Source organism: Herbaspirillum sp. WGmk3, assembly GCF_023952535.1.
GTDB lineage: Bacteria > Pseudomonadota > Gammaproteobacteria > Burkholderiales > Burkholderiaceae_D > Herbaspirillum > Herbaspirillum huttiense.
The window spans coordinates 592475-607985 of sequence record NZ_JAKYWT010000004.1; the positions used below are offsets into that span (position 1 = coordinate 592475).

Genomic DNA, 15511 nt, shown 5'->3' on the forward strand with positions numbered 1-15511 from the left:
TGCCGATGGCGGTCTGGCTTTGCAATGTCCGTCAACTCGAAACATAAAGGAAGATCATGCTACTCAAGGATAAAGTCGCACTCATTACCGGTTCGGCCAGCGGCATCGGCAAGGAAATCGCGATCGAATACGCCAAACAAGGCGCCAAAGTCGTCATCGCCGACCTGGCCCTGGAAGCCGCCAAGGCCACGGCTGAAGAGATCGTCAAGAACGGCGGCACCGCGATGGCGGTGGCCATGAACGTCACCGATGAAACCCAGGTCGACAAGGGCGTGGCCGATGCCGTGAACACCTACGGCGGGCTGGACATCATGATCAGCAATGCCGGCATCCAGATCATCAGCCCGGTCACCGAACTGTCGCTGGAAAACTGGCGCAAGATGCTGGCGATCCACCTGGACGGCGCCTTCCTGACCACCCGCGCGGCGATGAAAGCCATGATCAAGCAGGGCCGTGGCGGCTCCATCATCTACATGGGTTCGGTGCACTCGCATCAGGCCTCGGCGCTCAAGTCGCCCTACGTGACCGCCAAGCACGGCCTGCTGGGCCTGGCCAAGACCGTGGCCAAGGAAGGGGCCAAGGACAAGATCCGCACCAATGTCATCTGTCCCGGCTTCGTGCGCACGCCGCTGGTGGAAAAGCAGATCCCCGAGCAGGCCAAGGAATTCGGCATCAGCGAAGAAGACGTCATCAAGAAGATCATGCTCAAGGACACCGTGGACGGTGAATTCACCACCACCCAGGACGTGGCCCAGACCGCCGTGTTCCTGGCGGCCTTCCCGACCAATGCGCTGACCGGCCAGTCCGTCGTGGTCAGCCACGGCTGGCATATGCAGTAAGCTTCACCCGCATCCAGGCTTCTCCCAAAGCCGCCGTGGCGCAAGCCCGGCGGCTTTGTCTTGGCCACCGGAAACACTGATGTTTTGCAAGATGTTTCAGGTCATGCCGATGTCATATGAAGGTAATAACGTCCCCGGACCCTCCCCCGAGAATCTGGAGATGCCATGGATGCCCAAGCCCTCAAGGATTTCCGCGCCTGCGTGGCCGACACTGCCAGCGAACGCCAGCGTGTGCGCTCGCTGGTAGCCTGCGGACAATGGCGCGAGGCCGAGCCCGACAGCGAACGGGCGCGCGCCTATGCCCTGCGCCAGCGCAACCTGGGCCATCCGGCCGGTCCCGAATCGATCATCGGCGACAGCGAGGATTTCCTGCGCGCCAGCTTCCTGGCGCAAGGCGCAGCGGTGGCGCGAGCGGTGGCCTACGTCGAGGTCAACAGCGATCAGAGCAGCGAACTGGCCACCGGCTTCTTGATCAGCCCGCGCCTGTTCCTGACCAACCAGCACGTCATCGCGGATGCCGCCGCCGCACGCGGCACACGTCTCACCTTCATGCGCGAACTCGACGCACGCGGAGTGCCGCGTGCCACCACCAGCTACCTGCTGGCACCGGAGCGGCTGGCGCTGTTCTCTCCAGCGGATCAGCTGGACTATGCCCTCATCGCACTGGGCGAACGCCAGTCAGGGACGGCCACGGTGGAGGAGCTGGGCTTCTGCCCGCTCTCGGACCAGCCCGACAAGCACGTCATCGGCATGGCGGCCAACATCATCCAGCATCCGTCCGGCTGGATGAAGATGATCAGCATCCGCAACAACACCGTCACCGCGCGCACCGAACACACCCTGCTCTACGAGACCGATACCCAGCAAGGCTCGTCCGGCTCGCCGGTCTTCAATGACGACTGGCAGCTGGTGGCCCTGCATCACTGGGGGGAGCCTTATCGCGATGCTGGTGCGGGAGATCAACGGCTGCGCAAGGTCAACGAAGGCATACGCATCAGCGCCCTCTACCGTGACCTGCTGGCACGCCTGCCCACCTTGCCGCCTGAGGCCCGGGCGTTGCTGCAGGAAGCCTTGAGCTATCAGGTGGCCAGCGCGCCCGCTGCCCTCACCGTCGCCGACAACACCGCATCCGACATGACACAGGAGATCAGCATGAACAACAGTGGCAAAGACATCGCTCTGCAGACCGCAACCCTGACGATTCCGCTGGAAGTGACGGTGCGGGTTGCGGGAGGTGCAGCGACCGTCGCCCAGGCGACGACACCCGCTGCCGCCAACGCAAGCCTCTCTGCCAACAACGCGACCTTGCAGGCACCACGCCGGCTCTCTCCGCCCCGCCCCTCTGCAGGCGCAGAAGCCTTGCACATCGATCCGGATTACGGCAATCGCAGCGGCTACGATGCCGCTTTCATCCCCGGTGCCGAAATGCCGCTGCCGCAGCCGGATGCGAAGCTGGCGGGCGACATCGTCCCGCTGCTGCCCACTGTGGCCGGGGCCGGGGCCGGTGCCGCTGGCAACGACGGCGAACTGAAATACGAACACTTCAGCATCAAGCTGTTGAAGCGCCGCCGCATGGCCGCCTTCACTGCCACCAACATCGACGGCACGCATTACCTTGCTGTCGATCGCGGCAGCGGCCAGGTCAATGCGGCCGAAGGCGATGCCTGGTTCCGCGATCCGCGCGTGGCGGCCGGCAGCGTGCTGGAGCAGGATTTCTATTCGGCGTGGTCGACCTATTTCGATCGCGGCCACCTGACGCGCCGCTCCGATCCCAGCTGGGGTACGCCGGAAGAAGCCGAGCGCGCCAATGCCGATACCTTCCATTTCACCAATTGCTCGCCCCAGCATTTCCGCTTCAACCAGAGCGCGACCTACTGGCAGGGCCTGGAGCGCTATGTGCTGGAGAACGGCGTGCTGGCTGCCAGCAGCAAGGGCCGCCTGTGCGTCTTCCAGGGCCCGGTGTTCAACGACCAGGTGGACCTGTGGGCCGATGAGGTGCAGATCCCTTCGGCCTTCTTCAAGATCGTGGTGTGGAAGGGCAAGCAAAGCTTGAAAGCGGTAGGCCTGCTGGCCGACCAGTCGGCCCTGCTGTCGGAGAGCCGGCACAGCCTGGGAACGCCGCGCGACCTGCCCTCGATGGACGTCAACCACTGGCGCGTGGCCATTCCCGAACTGGAAAGGATGACCGGGCTGGACTTCGGTTCCAGGGTACGCGCCGCCGATACCATTGCCGATGGCAAGCAGCCTCAGGTCGGCGAAGCGCGCCAGCGCATCACGGCCTTCGAGCAGATCCGGCTGTAGCAGCGAAGTCCGCTATCATGGCGGGATTGCTTTGCATCCCTGCCCGCCATGATCCCATCCTCGCGACCGCATCCCGACACTGCCCCACCCGTGGCGCAGCTGCACCTGCGCAGCTATCGGGAGGAGTCATTGGCGCACCGGCATGATTTTCCGCAACTGGTGCTACCGCTGGCAGGCCATCTGGCGATGGACATTGCCGGCCGTGAAGGCCTGGCCGATACCGCCACGGCGGCCTTCGTCGAACCCGGTGCGCGGCATGCCACGCGCGCGGGCGGCGAGAATCGTTCGCTGGTGGTCGACCTGGCACCCGATGCGGTCGGCAGCCTGCAACTGGAGGCGCTGGCACAGCGCCCGTTCCTGCCCTTGTCCCGCGCCGCCGGGAAACTGGTGGAATTCATGGCGGTGGCGGCGAGCGACAACCGCCCCGCCGGCAACACGCTGCAGCATTGGGTTCCCCTGCTGCTGGACGCGCTCACGCAGCAGCCGCAGGCGCTGTCGCGGCTGCGTTTGATGCTGGCACGGGTGGAGGCGCGCGCCGAGCATCCCTGGACGGTGGCGCAGATGGCGGAGCTGGCGGCGATCTCCCCCAGCCGTTTGCATGAATGGTTTCGCGCTGAACTGGACACGTCGCCGCGCGCCTGGCTGGCCGAAGTGCGCGTGGCCCGGGCCTGCCAGCTGCTGCGCACCAGCAGCCTGCCGCTGGCGCAGATTGCCCAGCACTGTGGCTATGGCGACCAGAGTGCGCTCACGCATGCGCTGCGCAAGCTGCGCGGCACGACCCCATCAGCGTATCGGAAAAGTTATTTGCCCTGAGGACGGCTGGCCTTGCCCGGCCGCAGCAGGCACTCGTTGAAGTAGCCTGCATAGTGCGCATAATCGGGCGTCGGCAAACCCGCCGTCTTGGCACGATCATCCCAGCGCCGCAACCTGACGGCATCCTCGGCATAGGGCCGATCGATGAAAGCCGCCGCCTGTTCCACATCGAAGATCCCGCCCTGCAATTGCAGGCTGCGCACCGAATCGGCCGAGAGCTGCGCGAAGTAGTCCGGATCAGTGGCGCACAGGTAGCGCTTGGCATCCACATGCAGGGCAATCGGCGCCAGCACGGATTCATGGAAGACGCCGCGCAGGAAAGGCAGCACGCGATACTGGTGCAGGTCATCGATGCCGGCCAGGGTGGGCGTCTGGCCCAGGTCTTCCAGCAGGTGGCCGAGATCGTGCAGCAGGCTGGCCACGATCAGGCTGGGCGCTGCGCCCTCCTGCTCGGCCAGCAGCGCCGATTGCAGCGCGTGTTCCAGTTGCGTGACCGGCTCGCCGGTGTATTGCGTGTGGCCGTGCCGTGTGAACAGCAGGGCAATGTCATCCAGGCTCAGGGCCATCATGCGCCTCGCAGGTGAAGAAAAATACCGAACGCCACTATAGCCCCTGCATCGGCGCACTCCGTGACATCTCCATGACATGCGCACGCGCAAAGAAAAACGGCGAGCCTTGCGGCCCGCCGTCGTTCATCGCTTCACTGCATGACTGCTTGACTGCTTTGCTGCTTACTTCTTCAGGTCATAGCGATCCAGATCCATCACCTTGACCCAGGCCGCCACGAAGTCCTTGACGAACTTTTCCTTGGCGTCCGAGCTGGCGTAGACTTCAGCCAGGGCGCGCAGCACGGCGTTGGAGCCGAACACCAGGTCGACACGGGTGCCGGTCCACTTGACGGCACCGCTCTTGCGATCACGGCCTTCGAACTCTTCCTGGGCGGGCGAAGTGGACTTCCACTCGGTGCCCATGTCCAGCAGATTGACGAAGAAGTCATTGGACAGCACGCCCACCTTGGAAGTGAACACACCCTTGGTGCTGCCCCCCACCGTGTTGCCCAGCACGCGCAGGCCACCGATGAGGACCGTCATTTCCGGCGCGGTCAGGGTCAGTTGCTGGGCCTTGTCGATGAGCATGTCTTCGGCACGCACTGCATAACGCTGCTTCTGGAAGTTGCGGAAACCATCAACGACGGGTTCCAGCGGCTCGAAGGAAGCGACGTCCGTCTGCTCCTGCGACGCATCCACACGGCCTGCGCTGAAGGGTACAGTCACGGCCACGCCTGCATCCTTGGCCGCCTTTTCGACGGCTGCGCTACCGGCCAGCACGATCAGGTCCGCCAGCGACACCTTCTTGGCACCTTGGTTGAACTCGGACTGGATGCCTTCCAGTGCCTTCAACACCTTGGCCAGCTGGGCCGGCTGATTGGCAGCCCAATCCTTCTGCGGCGCCAGGCGCACACGCGCACCGTTGGCACCACCGCGCATGTCGCCCCCCCGGAAGGTGGAGGCCGAAGCCCAGGCGGTCGAGACCAGCTCGCTCACCGACAGGCCCGAGGCCAGGATCTTGCTCTTCAGGGCCGTGACATCGGCTGCATCAATCGGCGCACCTTCTGCCTTGGGCAGCGGATCTTGCCAGATCAGTTCTTCAGCCGGCACTTCCGGGCCGAGGTAGCGGGCACGCGGACCGAGGTCGCGGTGGGTCAGCTTGAACCAGGCGCGGGCGAAGGCGTCAGCGAACTGCTCCGGGTGTTCCAGGAAGCGGCGCGAGATCTTTTCGTAAGCCGGATCGAAGCGCAGCGACAAGTCCGTGGTCAGCATGGTGGGACGCAGGGGTGCGCCGCCGTGGGCGTGCGGGATCACCGCATCGGCGCCCTTGGCCACCCATTGATGGGCACCGGCCGGGCTCTTGGTCAGTTCCCACTCATAGTTGAACAGGTTCTCGAAGAAGTAATTGCTCCACTGGGCCGGAGTCTGGGTCCAGGTCACTTCCAGGCCGGAGCTGATGGTGTCGCCACCGACGCCGCTGCCGAAGCTGCTCTTCCAGCCCATGCCCTGGTGTTCCAGGCCCTCGCCTTCCGGTTCACGGCCCACGTGCTTGGCGTCGCCTGCACCGTGGGTCTTGCCGAAGGTGTGGCCACCGGCGATCAGGGCCACGGTTTCTTCATCGTCCATCGCCATGCGGGCGAAGGTTTCGCGGATGTCATGGGCGGCGGCCACCGGATCAGGGTTGCCTTCCGGACCTTCCGGGTTCACGTAGATCAGGCCCATCTGGACGGCGGCCAGCGGGTTTTCCAGGTTGCGGCCGGTGGGGCCGGTGCGGCTCTGCTCATTGCCATGACGGTCGGCATCGGCCGTGATCTCGCCGTGGCTGGCGCCGGCCTTACCCTTGCCGTAGCGGTCATCGCCGCCCAGCCAGGTCGATTCGGTACCCCAGTAGACGTCCAGGTCCGGTTCCCACACGTCCTGGCGGCCACCGGCGAAACCGAAGGTCTTGAAACCCATGGTTTCCAGCGCGACGTTGCCGGTCAGGATCAGCAGGTCAGCCCAGGAGATCTTGTTGCCGTACTTCTGCTTGACCGGCCAGATCAGGCGGCGTGCCTTGTCCAGGTTGACGTTGTCGGGCCAGCTGTTCAAGGGCGCAAAGCGCTGCTGGCCACGGCCGGCACCACCGCGGCCATCGCCGATGCGATAGGTACCGGCACTGTGCCAGGCCATGCGGATGAACAGCGGACCATAGTGGCCGAAGTCGGCCGGCCACCAGTCCTGCGAATCGGTCATCACCTTGGCCAGGTCGGCCTTGACGGCGGCCAGGTCCAGGCTCTTGAAGGCTTCGGCGTAGTTGAAATCCTCACCCATGGGGTTGGACTTGGAAGAATGCTGGGCCAGCAGATCCACACGCAGCTGCTTGGGCCACCAGTCGCGGTTGCTGGTGCCGCTACCGGCGGTGTGGTTGAAGGGGCACTTGGCTTCATTCGACATTGCGTTCTCTCCTGTTGATCGACCCGATGGGTCATGACGCCCGGACCGGGAAACGGGCATCTTCGTGGCTACCTCCAGCCTGGCTGGACATAGCGGCTTGTGCTGCAGCGACAGGCTGACTGCGTTCTGCTACGGCACCATGACGCCGTACTGCGGGGCCAGCTTCGCCTTGTTCCGGTCGTGCTTGCGAAGAACCATTAATGTAATTGATCGAAAACAATCGCGTGATTGTCTTTTTGTATAATGCCAGTCAATAAATCCAATCCCACAGGTTCAGAATTTGTGGGTGAACAGTGTAGCCAAAGGCAAATATTCCTGCTGAACTTGCGGCACATTGTATGTGCAGGCCGTGCGCAACAGCAGCGGAGAACGCCATCGACCCGACCGTGAGGAAATGCGAATATCGGATGCGCGCATTGCCTTTAGGGGCAATCTTACCTGAGGGAAGCTGCCTTCCTGCCCTTCAGGAAAATACGAGTTTCAATATTCTTCAGGTCAACCGATATGGAGGTGAATCGTTGATGGGACGCTGCCCGCGCGCCGGGCCATCCTCCTTTTCCCACATTACAAGAACCATCATGACGGAAGCCACCGAAAACCTGGAACACGCCGAGCACGCTCATGCCTCCGGCAACAAGAAGCTGGCCTTGCTCATCGCCATCCTGGCGCTGGTGCTGGCCATTACCGAAACCCTGTCCAAGTCCTACCAGACCGAGGTCATCCTGAAGCATCAGGAGGCGGCCAACCTGTGGTCCTTCTTCCAGGCCAAGTCGGTGCGCGGCAATGCGGCGCAGCTGGCCAAGCAGCAACTGAGCTTGCTGGGCAATCCCAAGGATGAACGCATCAGCGCGGCCGTGGCCAAGCTCGACGACGCCATCGCCCATTACGACAGCGACGAGAAGAGCGGCGAAGGCAAGAAGGAACTGTCCCACAAGGCGCGCGAAGCCGAGCATGAGGCGCATGCCTACATGGAGAAATACGAAAAGATGGAAATGGCCGCCGGCATGCTGCAAGTGGCCATCGTGCTGGCCTCGGCCACCATCATCACCGGCGTGGCCGTGCTGGCCTACCTGTCGATGGGCATCGGCGTGGTGGCGCTGGCCTTTATCGGTGCGGGCTTGTTCGGCACCGCGATCTGAACGGCTTGACCGCACAGCAGACCAACGCCGGCCTCGTGCCGGCGTTTTCGTTTCTGCCCTCGCCCGCCACAAGAAAACCGTAGCCTGCAACAATCCTTCCCGCGTCGGCTGGGGCATACTGCCCCCCTTTGCAACATGGCTGGCTTTGATTCCCGATGAGTTCCAACACGATCCTGCAAGGCATTTTCTATGGCGCGCTGGCCGGCGCCGCCTGGGGCCTGGTATTCCTGGCACCTGAACTGACGCGCGCCTTCTCGCCCTGGCAACTGACGGCCGGGCGCTATCTCGCCTATGGACTCTTCGCAGCGCTGCTGATCGCGCCGCGCATCAAGAAACTGCTGCCGCACCTGGGCCGTGCCGAATGGCGCGCGCTGGTGTGGCTGAGCTTGCTGGGCAATGTGGTGTATTACGTGTTCCTGGCCAGTGCCGTGCAACTGGGCGGCATGGCCATGACCTCGCTGGTGATCGGCTTCCTGCCGGTGGCGGTGAGCATCATCGGCAGCCGCGGCCATGGCGCGGTCTCGCTGCGCAAGCTGGCCCCGTCGCTGGCCTTGGGCCTGGCCGGCATCGCCTGCGTGGCCTGGCAGTCGCTATCCGGGTCGGCTGGAGGCGATATGAAGCAAAGTGTCATCGGCTTCTTCTGCGCCCTGGCCGCATTGGCCTCCTGGACCACCTATGCGGTCGGCAACAGCCGCTGGCTGGCGCGCCTGCATGAAGTTTCTGCGCATGACTGGAATCTGCTGATCGGCGTGGTCACGGGGCTGCTGTCGCTGTTCATCGCAGTGCCGGCCTTCACGGTGATGCTGCAGCCGCATGCGGGCAGCGAGTGGATGCATTTCGTGGCGGTGTCGGCGGGGGTGGCGATCTTTGCATCGCTGTTCGGCAATGCCTGCTGGAACAAGGCCAGCCGCCTGCTGCCACTGACCATGATCGGGCAGATGATCCTGTTCGAGACCCTCTTCGCCCTGCTCTACGGCTTCCTGTGGGAACAGCGCTGGCCGACCCTGCTGGAGATCGCGGCCATGGTGCTGGTCACCGTCAGCGTGCTGCTGTGCGTGTCCGCGCACCGGGTCGATGAGGGCGGCGGGCACTGAGGCCCGGCCTACCCTGGCTTAGCTGGCCTTCTCGGCCAGCTTCTTCAAGACATGCGCTGCGGCCACCAGGCCGAAGGTAGCCGTGACCACCATGGCCGAGCCGAAACCGGCGCAGTTCAGCCCTGTGACGCCGGCTTGCGTGCTGTCGGCGGCATCCTCACCCACATCCAGGTCTTCCGCCGGTGCGATCTCACAGGCTTCGCCCTCGGCCAGTTCAGGGAAACGCAGCGGTTCCGTCGAGAACACTGCGTCGATATGAAACTTGTTCTTGGTCCCGCGCGGGAAACCATGCTGTGAACGCAGGCGCTTGCGTACCTTGGCCAGCAACGGTTCCTGCTCGGTACGGCACAGGTCGCGGATCTCGATCTGAGTCGGATCGATCTGCCCGCCGGCGCTGCCGATGGTGACCATGGGCATGCCGTTCTTGCGGCACCAGGCGATCATCGCCACCTTGGCCGGGACATTGTCGATGGCGTCGATGACGTAATCGAAACGGCCACCGCCCAGCATCTGCTCGACATTCTCCGGATCGACGAAATCCTCCACCTCGGTGACCACGCAGGTCGGATTGATCTGCCGGATGCGCTCATGCAGGGCCGTCACCTTGGCCTGTCCCAGGGTGCCGGTGAGCGCATGGATCTGGCGATTGACATTCGATTCAGCCAGGTTGTCCAGGTCGATCAGGGTCAGGTGGCCGATGGCGCTGCGGGCCAGCGCCTCGACGATCCAGGAGCCCACGCCGCCGACGCCGACCACGCACACGCGCGCCTGGCCGAAGCGTTGCAGGGCTGCCGCGCCGTACAGGCGGGCAACGCCGCCGAAGCGGCGCTCATAGTCGATATCGTTCAGATCGATGGATGCGGTCATGATGAAAAAAGGGGAATACAGTGATGTGCTGTCGTGAAGAGCAGCATTATCCCGCCTTTGCGGGCCTTTCATGAAAAAGGGCCGCTGCGTGATCGCGGCGGCCCTCCCTGTGCAACGCAGGTGAATCTGGAAATCAGACCACTGCGCCGCCGTTTTCGTCCTTGACCTTGACCGGCTTGATCAGGTCTTCGCGCTTCACGCCCAGCCACATGGCCAGCGCTGCGGCGACGAACACCGAGGAATAGATACCGAACAGGATGCCGATGGTCAGCGCCAGCGCGAAATAATGCAGCGTCGGGCCACCGAAGAAGAACATCGCCAGCACCATCATTTCGGTGCTGCCGTGGGTGATGACGGTACGCGACATGGTGCTGGTGATCGCGTGGTTCAGCACTTCGGGCGCGGAGAGCTTGCCGAAGCGGCGATCACGGAAGGCTTCGCGCACCCGGTCGAACACCACCACCGATTCGTTGACCGAGTAGCCCAGCACGGCCAGGATGGCGGCCAGCACGGTCAGCGAGAATTCCCACTGGAAGAAGGCGAAGAAGCCCAGGATGATGATGATGTCGTGCAGGTTGGCGATCACCGCCGCCACCGCGAACTTCCATTCGAAGCGGAAGGCCAGGTAGATCACGATGCCCAGCACCACCATGCCCAGGGCCAGCAGGCCATCATGGGCCAGCTCATCGCCCACCTGGGGGCCGACGAATTCCACGCGCTGCAGGCGCACGTCCGGATCCTCTGCCTTCAGGGCGGCATTGACCTTTTCGCTCTGCTGGCTGGCGTTCACGCCGGCTTGGGCGGGCAGGCGGATCATCACGTCCTGGGCGGTGCCGAAGCTTTGCACCAGGGTGTCGCGGTAACCCAGTCCTTCAATCGACTTGCGGATCTTCTCCAGGTCGGCCGGCTTGTTGTAGGCCACTTCCATGACCGTGCCGCCAGTGAATTCGATGGAGAAGTGCAATCCCTTGGAGAACAGGAAGAACACCGCGGCCACGAAGGTCAGTGCCGAGATCGCATTGAAGATCAGGGCATGACGCATGAAGGGAATGTCTTTTTTGATGCGGAAAAATTCCATCACTATCCTTTCGGTGCCGGCACCACCTGCAGCGGGGTGCCTGGCTCAAATCTGGCTGTGCTGCTGATGATTACTTGGCGTCGCGCTTGGCGGCGGCCTTGCCGGAAGTCGAGAGCACATCGCCCTCGGGCTTCCAGATCTGGCCGATGGCCAGGCCCGACAGACGCTTCTTGCGGCCATACCAGAGGTTGACCACACCGCGCGAGAAGAACACGGCCGAGAACATCGAGGTCAGGATGCCCAGGCAGTGCACCACGGCGAAGCCGCGAATCGCGCCGGAGCCGAAGATCAGCAGCGCCAGGCCGGCGATCAGGGTGGTCACGTTGGAGTCCAGGATGGTCGCCCACGCACGGTCGAAACCGGCGGCAATCGCTGCCTGCGGCGAATTGCCGGCGCGCAGTTCTTCACGGATGCGTTCGTTGATCAGCACGTTGGAGTCGATCGCCATACCGAGTGCCAGCGCGATGGCGGCAATACCCGGCAGGGTCAGCGTGACCTGCAGCGTGGACAGCAGCGCCACCAGCAGCAGCACGTTCACCGACAGCGCCAGGGCGCTGAAGAAACCGAACAGCTGGTAGTAGATCACCATGAAGACGGCCATGGCCAGGAAGCCATACAGCACCGAATCAAAGCCCTTCTTGATGTTGTCGGCACCCAGTTGCGGGCCGATGGTGCGCTCTTCGATGATGTCCATCGGTGCGGCCAGCGAACCGGCACGCAGCAGCAGGGCCAGGTCGCTGGCCGCTTCGGGCGAACCCATGCCGGTGATCTGGAAGCGCGAACCCAGTTCGGAACGGATCGTGGCCACGGTCAGCACTTCGCCCTTGCCCTTTTCGAACAGGACGATGGCCATGGCCTTGCCGACCTTGTCACGGGTGGCTTCACGCATCTTGCGGCCGCCGTCGCCGTTCAAGTCGATGCTCACCGCCGGCTGGTGGTTTTCATCGAAGCTGGCCGAGGCGTTGGAGATGTAGTCGCCGGTCAGCACCGGTTCCTTGTTCAGCACCACGGGTGCGCCCTTGCCGATCTTGAACAGTTCGGAGCCGAAGGGGATGGCCGAGGTTTCTTCGGTGCCGCGCACCACGCTTTCATCGACCATGCGCACTTCCAGAGTGGCGGTACGGCCGATGATGTCCTTGGCACGCGAGACGTCCTGCACGCCCGGCAGCTCGACCACGATGCGGTCGGCGCCCTGGCGCTGGATCAGCGGCTCGGCCACGCCCAGTTCGTTGACACGCTTGGACAGGGTGCTGATGTTCTGCTTGACGCCGTCTTCCTGAGTCTGCTTCAGGGCTTCCGGACGCAGGGTGGCGATGAGTTTGAGGTCATCGCCGCTGCCGGCGTCGGTGAGCAGCATTTCCTGCAGCTCGCCCAGGGCGGCGCGGGCCTTGTTGCGGGTATCGGCATCGCGGAAGGAAATCTCGATGCTGTCGCCCGAGCGGTTGATGCCGCTGTGGCGGATGTTCTTGTCACGCAGCAGGCTGCGCACGCTGGCTTGCATGCCTTGCAGGCGCTTGTTCAGGACCGCCTTGATGTCGACCTGCATCAGGAAGTGCACGCCGCCGCGCAAGTCCAGGCCCAGGTACATCGGGAAGGCGTGCAGGCTTTGCAGCCATTGCGGGGTATTGGGCAGCAGGTTGAAGGCGACGATGTAGGTCGGGTCGCTGGGGTCGGTATTGAGTTCCTTCTCCAGCAGGGCCTTGGCCTTGAACTGGATGTCGGTGGTGGCAAAGCGGGCGCGCACCGAAGGCTGCGAACCGGCATTGTCGAACGCCACGCTCTCTGCGCCGAGATTGCCTTGTTTCAGGATCTGATCGACACGGCCGGCCACGGCAGGCTCGACCTTCAGGGTCGACTTGGCACTGCTGATCTGCACCGCGGGGGATTCGCCGAAGAAGTTCGGGACGGTATAGATCACGCCGAACAGCAGGGCCAGGACGATCAGTGCGTATTTCCAGAGAGAGTAACGATTCATGGTCTTGTGCTTCTTGCTTGCGGGAGAGGGAGGCAGGGACCTGCCGCCCTGTTCAGAACGGGTGCCAGGAACCGGAAGTTTCTGCACACCGTTCTAACGACATGGGCGCATCAGCGATGCGCCCATGGGTTCGCCGGTTCAGGCCGGCCAACCGGTGAGGCCGATTACAGGCCCTTGATGGTGCCCTTGGGCAGCAAGGTGGTGACAGCGCCCTTTTGCACGATGACTTCGGTGCCTTCGGAGACTTCGATGGTGATGTAGCCATCGGCCACCTTGGTGATGCGGCCCAGCAGACCACCGGAGGTGACGACTTCGTCGCCCTTGCCCAGTGCGTCCATCATGGCTTTCTGTTCTTTCTGACGCTTCATCTGCGGGCGGATCATCAGGAAATACAGGACCACGAACATCAGGATGATCGGCAGGAAGCTGGCCAGGTTGCCCATCGCGCCACCAGGGGCTGCTGCGGCCGTTTGCGCGTATGCGTCGGAAATAAACACGTAAGGCTCCAAAGGTTGATTGAAAAATAGCCCTGCATTCTAGCACTGCGCAGGCACCAAACCGCCAAATCGGGGTGCATTGCCGCAGATCAAGGGGGCACCAGGCAAAATCGGCCTTTTTTGTCACCTGCGCAAACTGGAAAAGCGGCGTATCCCGCATGAAATGGCAGGGCACATGAAAAAAGCTTCATTTCGCCCTCAAGCCGCCCCTAATATAGACGGCGCGCCGGCCTCCTGCCCCGCGCGCCCGATTCACCCCGATCCGACACCGCATGCCTGCCTCCCCCGCTCCCGAACCCGCCACCCCCACTGCCGTGCCCGCCGCCCCGCGCCAACCGGCGTGGGCGATCTTTCTGGTCTTCCTGCGGCTGGGGCTGACCTCCTTTGGCGGGCCGGCCGCCCATCTCGGCTATTTCCGCCATGAGTTCGTGGCCCGGCGGCGCTGGCTGTCCGAACAGACCTATGCCGACCTGGTAGCCATGTGCCAATTCCTGCCCGGCCCCTCCAGCAGCCAGGTCGGGCTGGCCATCGGCCTGATCCGGGGCGGCTATCGCGGTGCGCTGGCGGCCTGGCTGGGCTTTACGCTGCCCTCGGCGCTGCTGCTGATGGTGGTGGCCTTGTCGGTGCTGGAGGATGCGCACTGGCTCTCCGGGGAGGTGGTGCACGGCTTGAAGATCGTGGCCGTGGCCATCGTGGCGCAGGCGGTATGGGGGATGGCGCAGACGCTGTGCCGCGGTCCGGTACGCCTGGCCATCATGGCGCTGGCTGCGCTGGCGGCGTGGCAGCTGCAGGGCAGCCTGGTACAGCTGGGCGTGATCGTGGCCGCCGGTCTGGCCGGACGGCTGCTGCTGCACGGCCCGCAGCTTGCGCTGCAGGAACACCTGCCGCTGGTGGTCAGCCGCCGCACGGGGCGTGCCTGCCTGCTGCTGTTCTTCGTCCTGCTGGCGGGCATTCCGCTGCTGGCCGCGCTCCATCCGGCGGCCTGGCTGCAGCAGATCAACATCTTCTATCGCGTCGGTTCCCTGGTCTTCGGGGGCGGCCATGTGGTGCTGCCGCTGTTGCAGGCCGAGCTGGTGCCCACGGGGTGGGTCGACAAGGATGTTTTCCTGGCCGGTTATGGCGCAGCCCAGGCGATCCCCGGCCCGCTCTTCACACTGGCGGCCTATCTGGGCGTGGTGATGTCTTCCTGGCCCAATGGGGTGGCCGGTGGCGTACTTTGCCTGCTGGCCATCTTTGCGCCGTCCTTCCTGCTGGTGACCGGGCTGCTGCCGTTCTGGGATGCGGTACGCCGTCAGGCCGCGATGCAGGCGGTGCTGGCGGGCGTCAATGCCGCGGTGGTGGGATTGCTGCTGGCAGCGCTCTACCAGCCGGTGTGGACCAGCGCCATCTTCGGCGGGCGTGACCTGCTCATTGCGCTGGCGGCCTTTGCTGCTCTGGTGTGGCTGAAACTGCCCTCCTGGGCGGTCGTGCTGCTGGCGGTGCTGGCCGCGGCCCTGCCGGCGCTGGCCGGGATCTGACTGGCGAGCAGTTGCAGCGGACTCAGTAAACCACCACCACCGAACGCTCCTGCTGGTTCACCAGCAGGAAGGCACGCCCATCCGGGCTACCCACCGGCGCGGCACCACAGGTATTGGTCACGGCCGCCATGCCATTGATGATATTGACCACCACGTTGCAGCGCGTAGTCACCAGCACCGAGATGGAGAGCTTGGCCGTGGTGGCCGCCTGCAAATGCGGCCAGGCCCAGCAGCCAAGCGTGAGCAGAAGCAGCGCGGCATGCCAGCGCAGCAGGTCAGGACGGGCCAGTCGGGCGCGTGCCATCGAGGGGGGATGTGCCATGGTGCGGGCTCCTTGTCGGGTTGGGCCACTGCATTGTTTGGTTGTGCTGTCATCTTAAATAAATTAATCGAATAAATCAATAAAATTA

13 protein-coding genes are annotated in these 15511 nt (G+C 63.8%); 6 read left to right on the forward strand and 7 right to left on the reverse strand.

Annotation, left to right across the window (positions count from 1 at the left end; translation table 11 throughout):
* The first annotated feature begins 56 nt into the window (after nucleotides 1-56).
* The 3 genes from MKD49_RS18255 (at nucleotide 57) to MKD49_RS18265 (ending at nucleotide 3953) form a co-directional block, all read left to right on the forward strand.
* On the forward strand, nucleotides 57-839 hold the full coding sequence (locus MKD49_RS18255; protein WP_034332649.1) for a 3-hydroxybutyrate dehydrogenase: 783 nt from the start codon (nucleotides 57-59) through the stop codon (nucleotides 837-839).
* Nucleotides 840-1004: 165 nt separating this feature from the next.
* Complete coding sequence (locus MKD49_RS18260; protein ID WP_252697008.1) at nucleotides 1005-3140, forward strand: DNA/RNA non-specific endonuclease; 2136 nt, start codon at nucleotides 1005-1007, stop codon at nucleotides 3138-3140.
* 48 nt (nucleotides 3141-3188) lie between these two features.
* A complete protein-coding gene (locus MKD49_RS18265) occupies nucleotides 3189-3953 on the forward strand; it encodes an AraC family transcriptional regulator (protein ID WP_252697009.1) in 765 nt (254 codons plus the stop codon).
* Here the strand turns inward: MKD49_RS18265 and MKD49_RS18270 are convergent.
* Both MKD49_RS18270 and katG read right to left on the reverse strand, forming a co-directional pair.
* Nucleotides 3941-4519 (reverse strand): phosphonate degradation HD-domain oxygenase, encoded by a 579-nt coding sequence (locus MKD49_RS18270; RefSeq protein WP_034332666.1) that lies wholly within the window; start codon nucleotides 4517-4519, stop codon nucleotides 3941-3943. The genes MKD49_RS18265 and MKD49_RS18270 overlap by 13 nt on opposite strands.
* A 165-nt stretch (nucleotides 4520-4684) precedes the next feature.
* A complete protein-coding gene (gene katG / locus MKD49_RS18275; RefSeq protein ID WP_121037916.1) occupies nucleotides 4685-6934 on the reverse strand; it encodes a catalase/peroxidase HPI in 2250 nt (749 codons plus the stop codon).
* Between the two features lie 578 nt (nucleotides 6935-7512).
* Between katG and MKD49_RS18280 the strand changes: the two genes are divergently transcribed.
* Together MKD49_RS18280 and MKD49_RS18285 are read left to right on the forward strand one after the other, a co-directional pair.
* Nucleotides 7513-8073 (forward strand): DUF4337 domain-containing protein, encoded by a 561-nt coding sequence (locus tag MKD49_RS18280; RefSeq protein ID WP_252697010.1) that lies wholly within the window; start codon nucleotides 7513-7515, stop codon nucleotides 8071-8073.
* Between the two features lie 155 nt (nucleotides 8074-8228).
* Nucleotides 8229-9167 carry a DMT family transporter gene (locus MKD49_RS18285; RefSeq protein WP_252697011.1) on the forward strand — a complete coding sequence of 313 codons (939 nt, stop codon included), beginning with the start codon at nucleotides 8229-8231 and terminating at the stop codon, nucleotides 9165-9167.
* An 18-nt stretch (nucleotides 9168-9185) separates the two neighbouring features.
* On the opposite strand, the gene tcdA is transcribed toward MKD49_RS18285, so the two are convergent.
* The 4 genes from tcdA to yajC all read right to left on the reverse strand — a co-directional run bounded on the left by tcdA (nucleotide 9186) and on the right by yajC (nucleotide 13584).
* Nucleotides 9186-10034, reverse strand: a complete 849-nt coding sequence (gene tcdA / locus MKD49_RS18290; RefSeq protein WP_252697012.1) for a tRNA cyclic N6-threonylcarbamoyladenosine(37) synthase TcdA — start codon at nucleotides 10032-10034, stop codon at nucleotides 9186-9188.
* Between the two features lie 133 nt (nucleotides 10035-10167).
* A complete protein-coding gene (gene secF, locus MKD49_RS18295; protein WP_039788956.1) occupies nucleotides 10168-11112 on the reverse strand; it encodes a protein translocase subunit SecF in 945 nt (314 codons plus the stop codon).
* A gap of 70 nt (nucleotides 11113-11182) precedes the next feature.
* Entirely contained in the window at nucleotides 11183-13087 is a 1905-nt protein-coding gene (secD, locus tag MKD49_RS18300) for a protein translocase subunit SecD (RefSeq protein WP_121037904.1), read from the reverse strand.
* A gap of 164 nt (nucleotides 13088-13251) precedes the next feature.
* Nucleotides 13252-13584: a preprotein translocase subunit YajC gene (yajC, locus tag MKD49_RS18305; protein ID WP_088757356.1), complete on the reverse strand. Its 333-nt coding sequence runs from the start codon at nucleotides 13582-13584 to the stop codon at nucleotides 13252-13254.
* 272 nt (nucleotides 13585-13856) lie between these two features.
* On the opposite strand from yajC, the gene chrA reads away from it, so the two are divergent.
* The gene (gene chrA / locus MKD49_RS18310; protein ID WP_252697013.1) at nucleotides 13857-15101 is read left to right on the forward strand and encodes a chromate efflux transporter; all 1245 of its coding nucleotides are present in this window, start codon (nucleotides 13857-13859) and stop codon (nucleotides 15099-15101) included.
* 22 nt (nucleotides 15102-15123) lie between these two features.
* Here chrA and MKD49_RS18315 read toward each other — a convergent pair whose 3' ends face one another.
* Entirely contained in the window at nucleotides 15124-15423 is a 300-nt protein-coding gene (locus MKD49_RS18315; protein WP_121037898.1) for a hypothetical protein, read from the reverse strand.
* Nucleotides 15424-15511: the final 88 nt, after the last annotated feature.

Coding starts and splice junctions, on each gene's coding strand:
- MKD49_RS18260 (WP_252697008.1), top strand. CDS start 1,005: ATGGATGCCCAAGCCCTCAAGGATTTCCGCGCCTGCGTGGCCGACACT.
- MKD49_RS18270 (WP_034332666.1), bottom strand. CDS start 4,519: ATGGCCCTGAGCCTGGATGACATTGCCCTGCTGTTCACACGGCACGGC.
- secD (WP_121037904.1), bottom strand. CDS start 13,087: ATGAATCGTTACTCTCTCTGGAAATACGCACTGATCGTCCTGGCCCTG.
- MKD49_RS18280 (WP_252697010.1), top strand. CDS start 7,513: ATGACGGAAGCCACCGAAAACCTGGAACACGCCGAGCACGCTCATGCC.
- katG (WP_121037916.1), bottom strand. CDS start 6,934: ATGTCGAATGAAGCCAAGTGCCCCTTCAACCACACCGCCGGTAGCGGC.
- MKD49_RS18285 (WP_252697011.1), top strand. CDS start 8,229: ATGAGTTCCAACACGATCCTGCAAGGCATTTTCTATGGCGCGCTGGCC.
- MKD49_RS18255 (WP_034332649.1), top strand. CDS start 57: ATGCTACTCAAGGATAAAGTCGCACTCATTACCGGTTCGGCCAGCGGC.
- secF (WP_039788956.1), bottom strand. CDS start 11,112: ATGGAATTTTTCCGCATCAAAAAAGACATTCCCTTCATGCGTCATGCC.
- chrA (WP_252697013.1), top strand. CDS start 13,857: ATGCCTGCCTCCCCCGCTCCCGAACCCGCCACCCCCACTGCCGTGCCC.
- MKD49_RS18265 (WP_252697009.1), top strand. CDS start 3,189: ATGATCCCATCCTCGCGACCGCATCCCGACACTGCCCCACCCGTGGCG.
- MKD49_RS18315 (WP_121037898.1), bottom strand. CDS start 15,423: ATGGCACATCCCCCCTCGATGGCACGCGCCCGACTGGCCCGTCCTGAC.
- tcdA (WP_252697012.1), bottom strand. CDS start 10,034: ATGACCGCATCCATCGATCTGAACGATATCGACTATGAGCGCCGCTTC.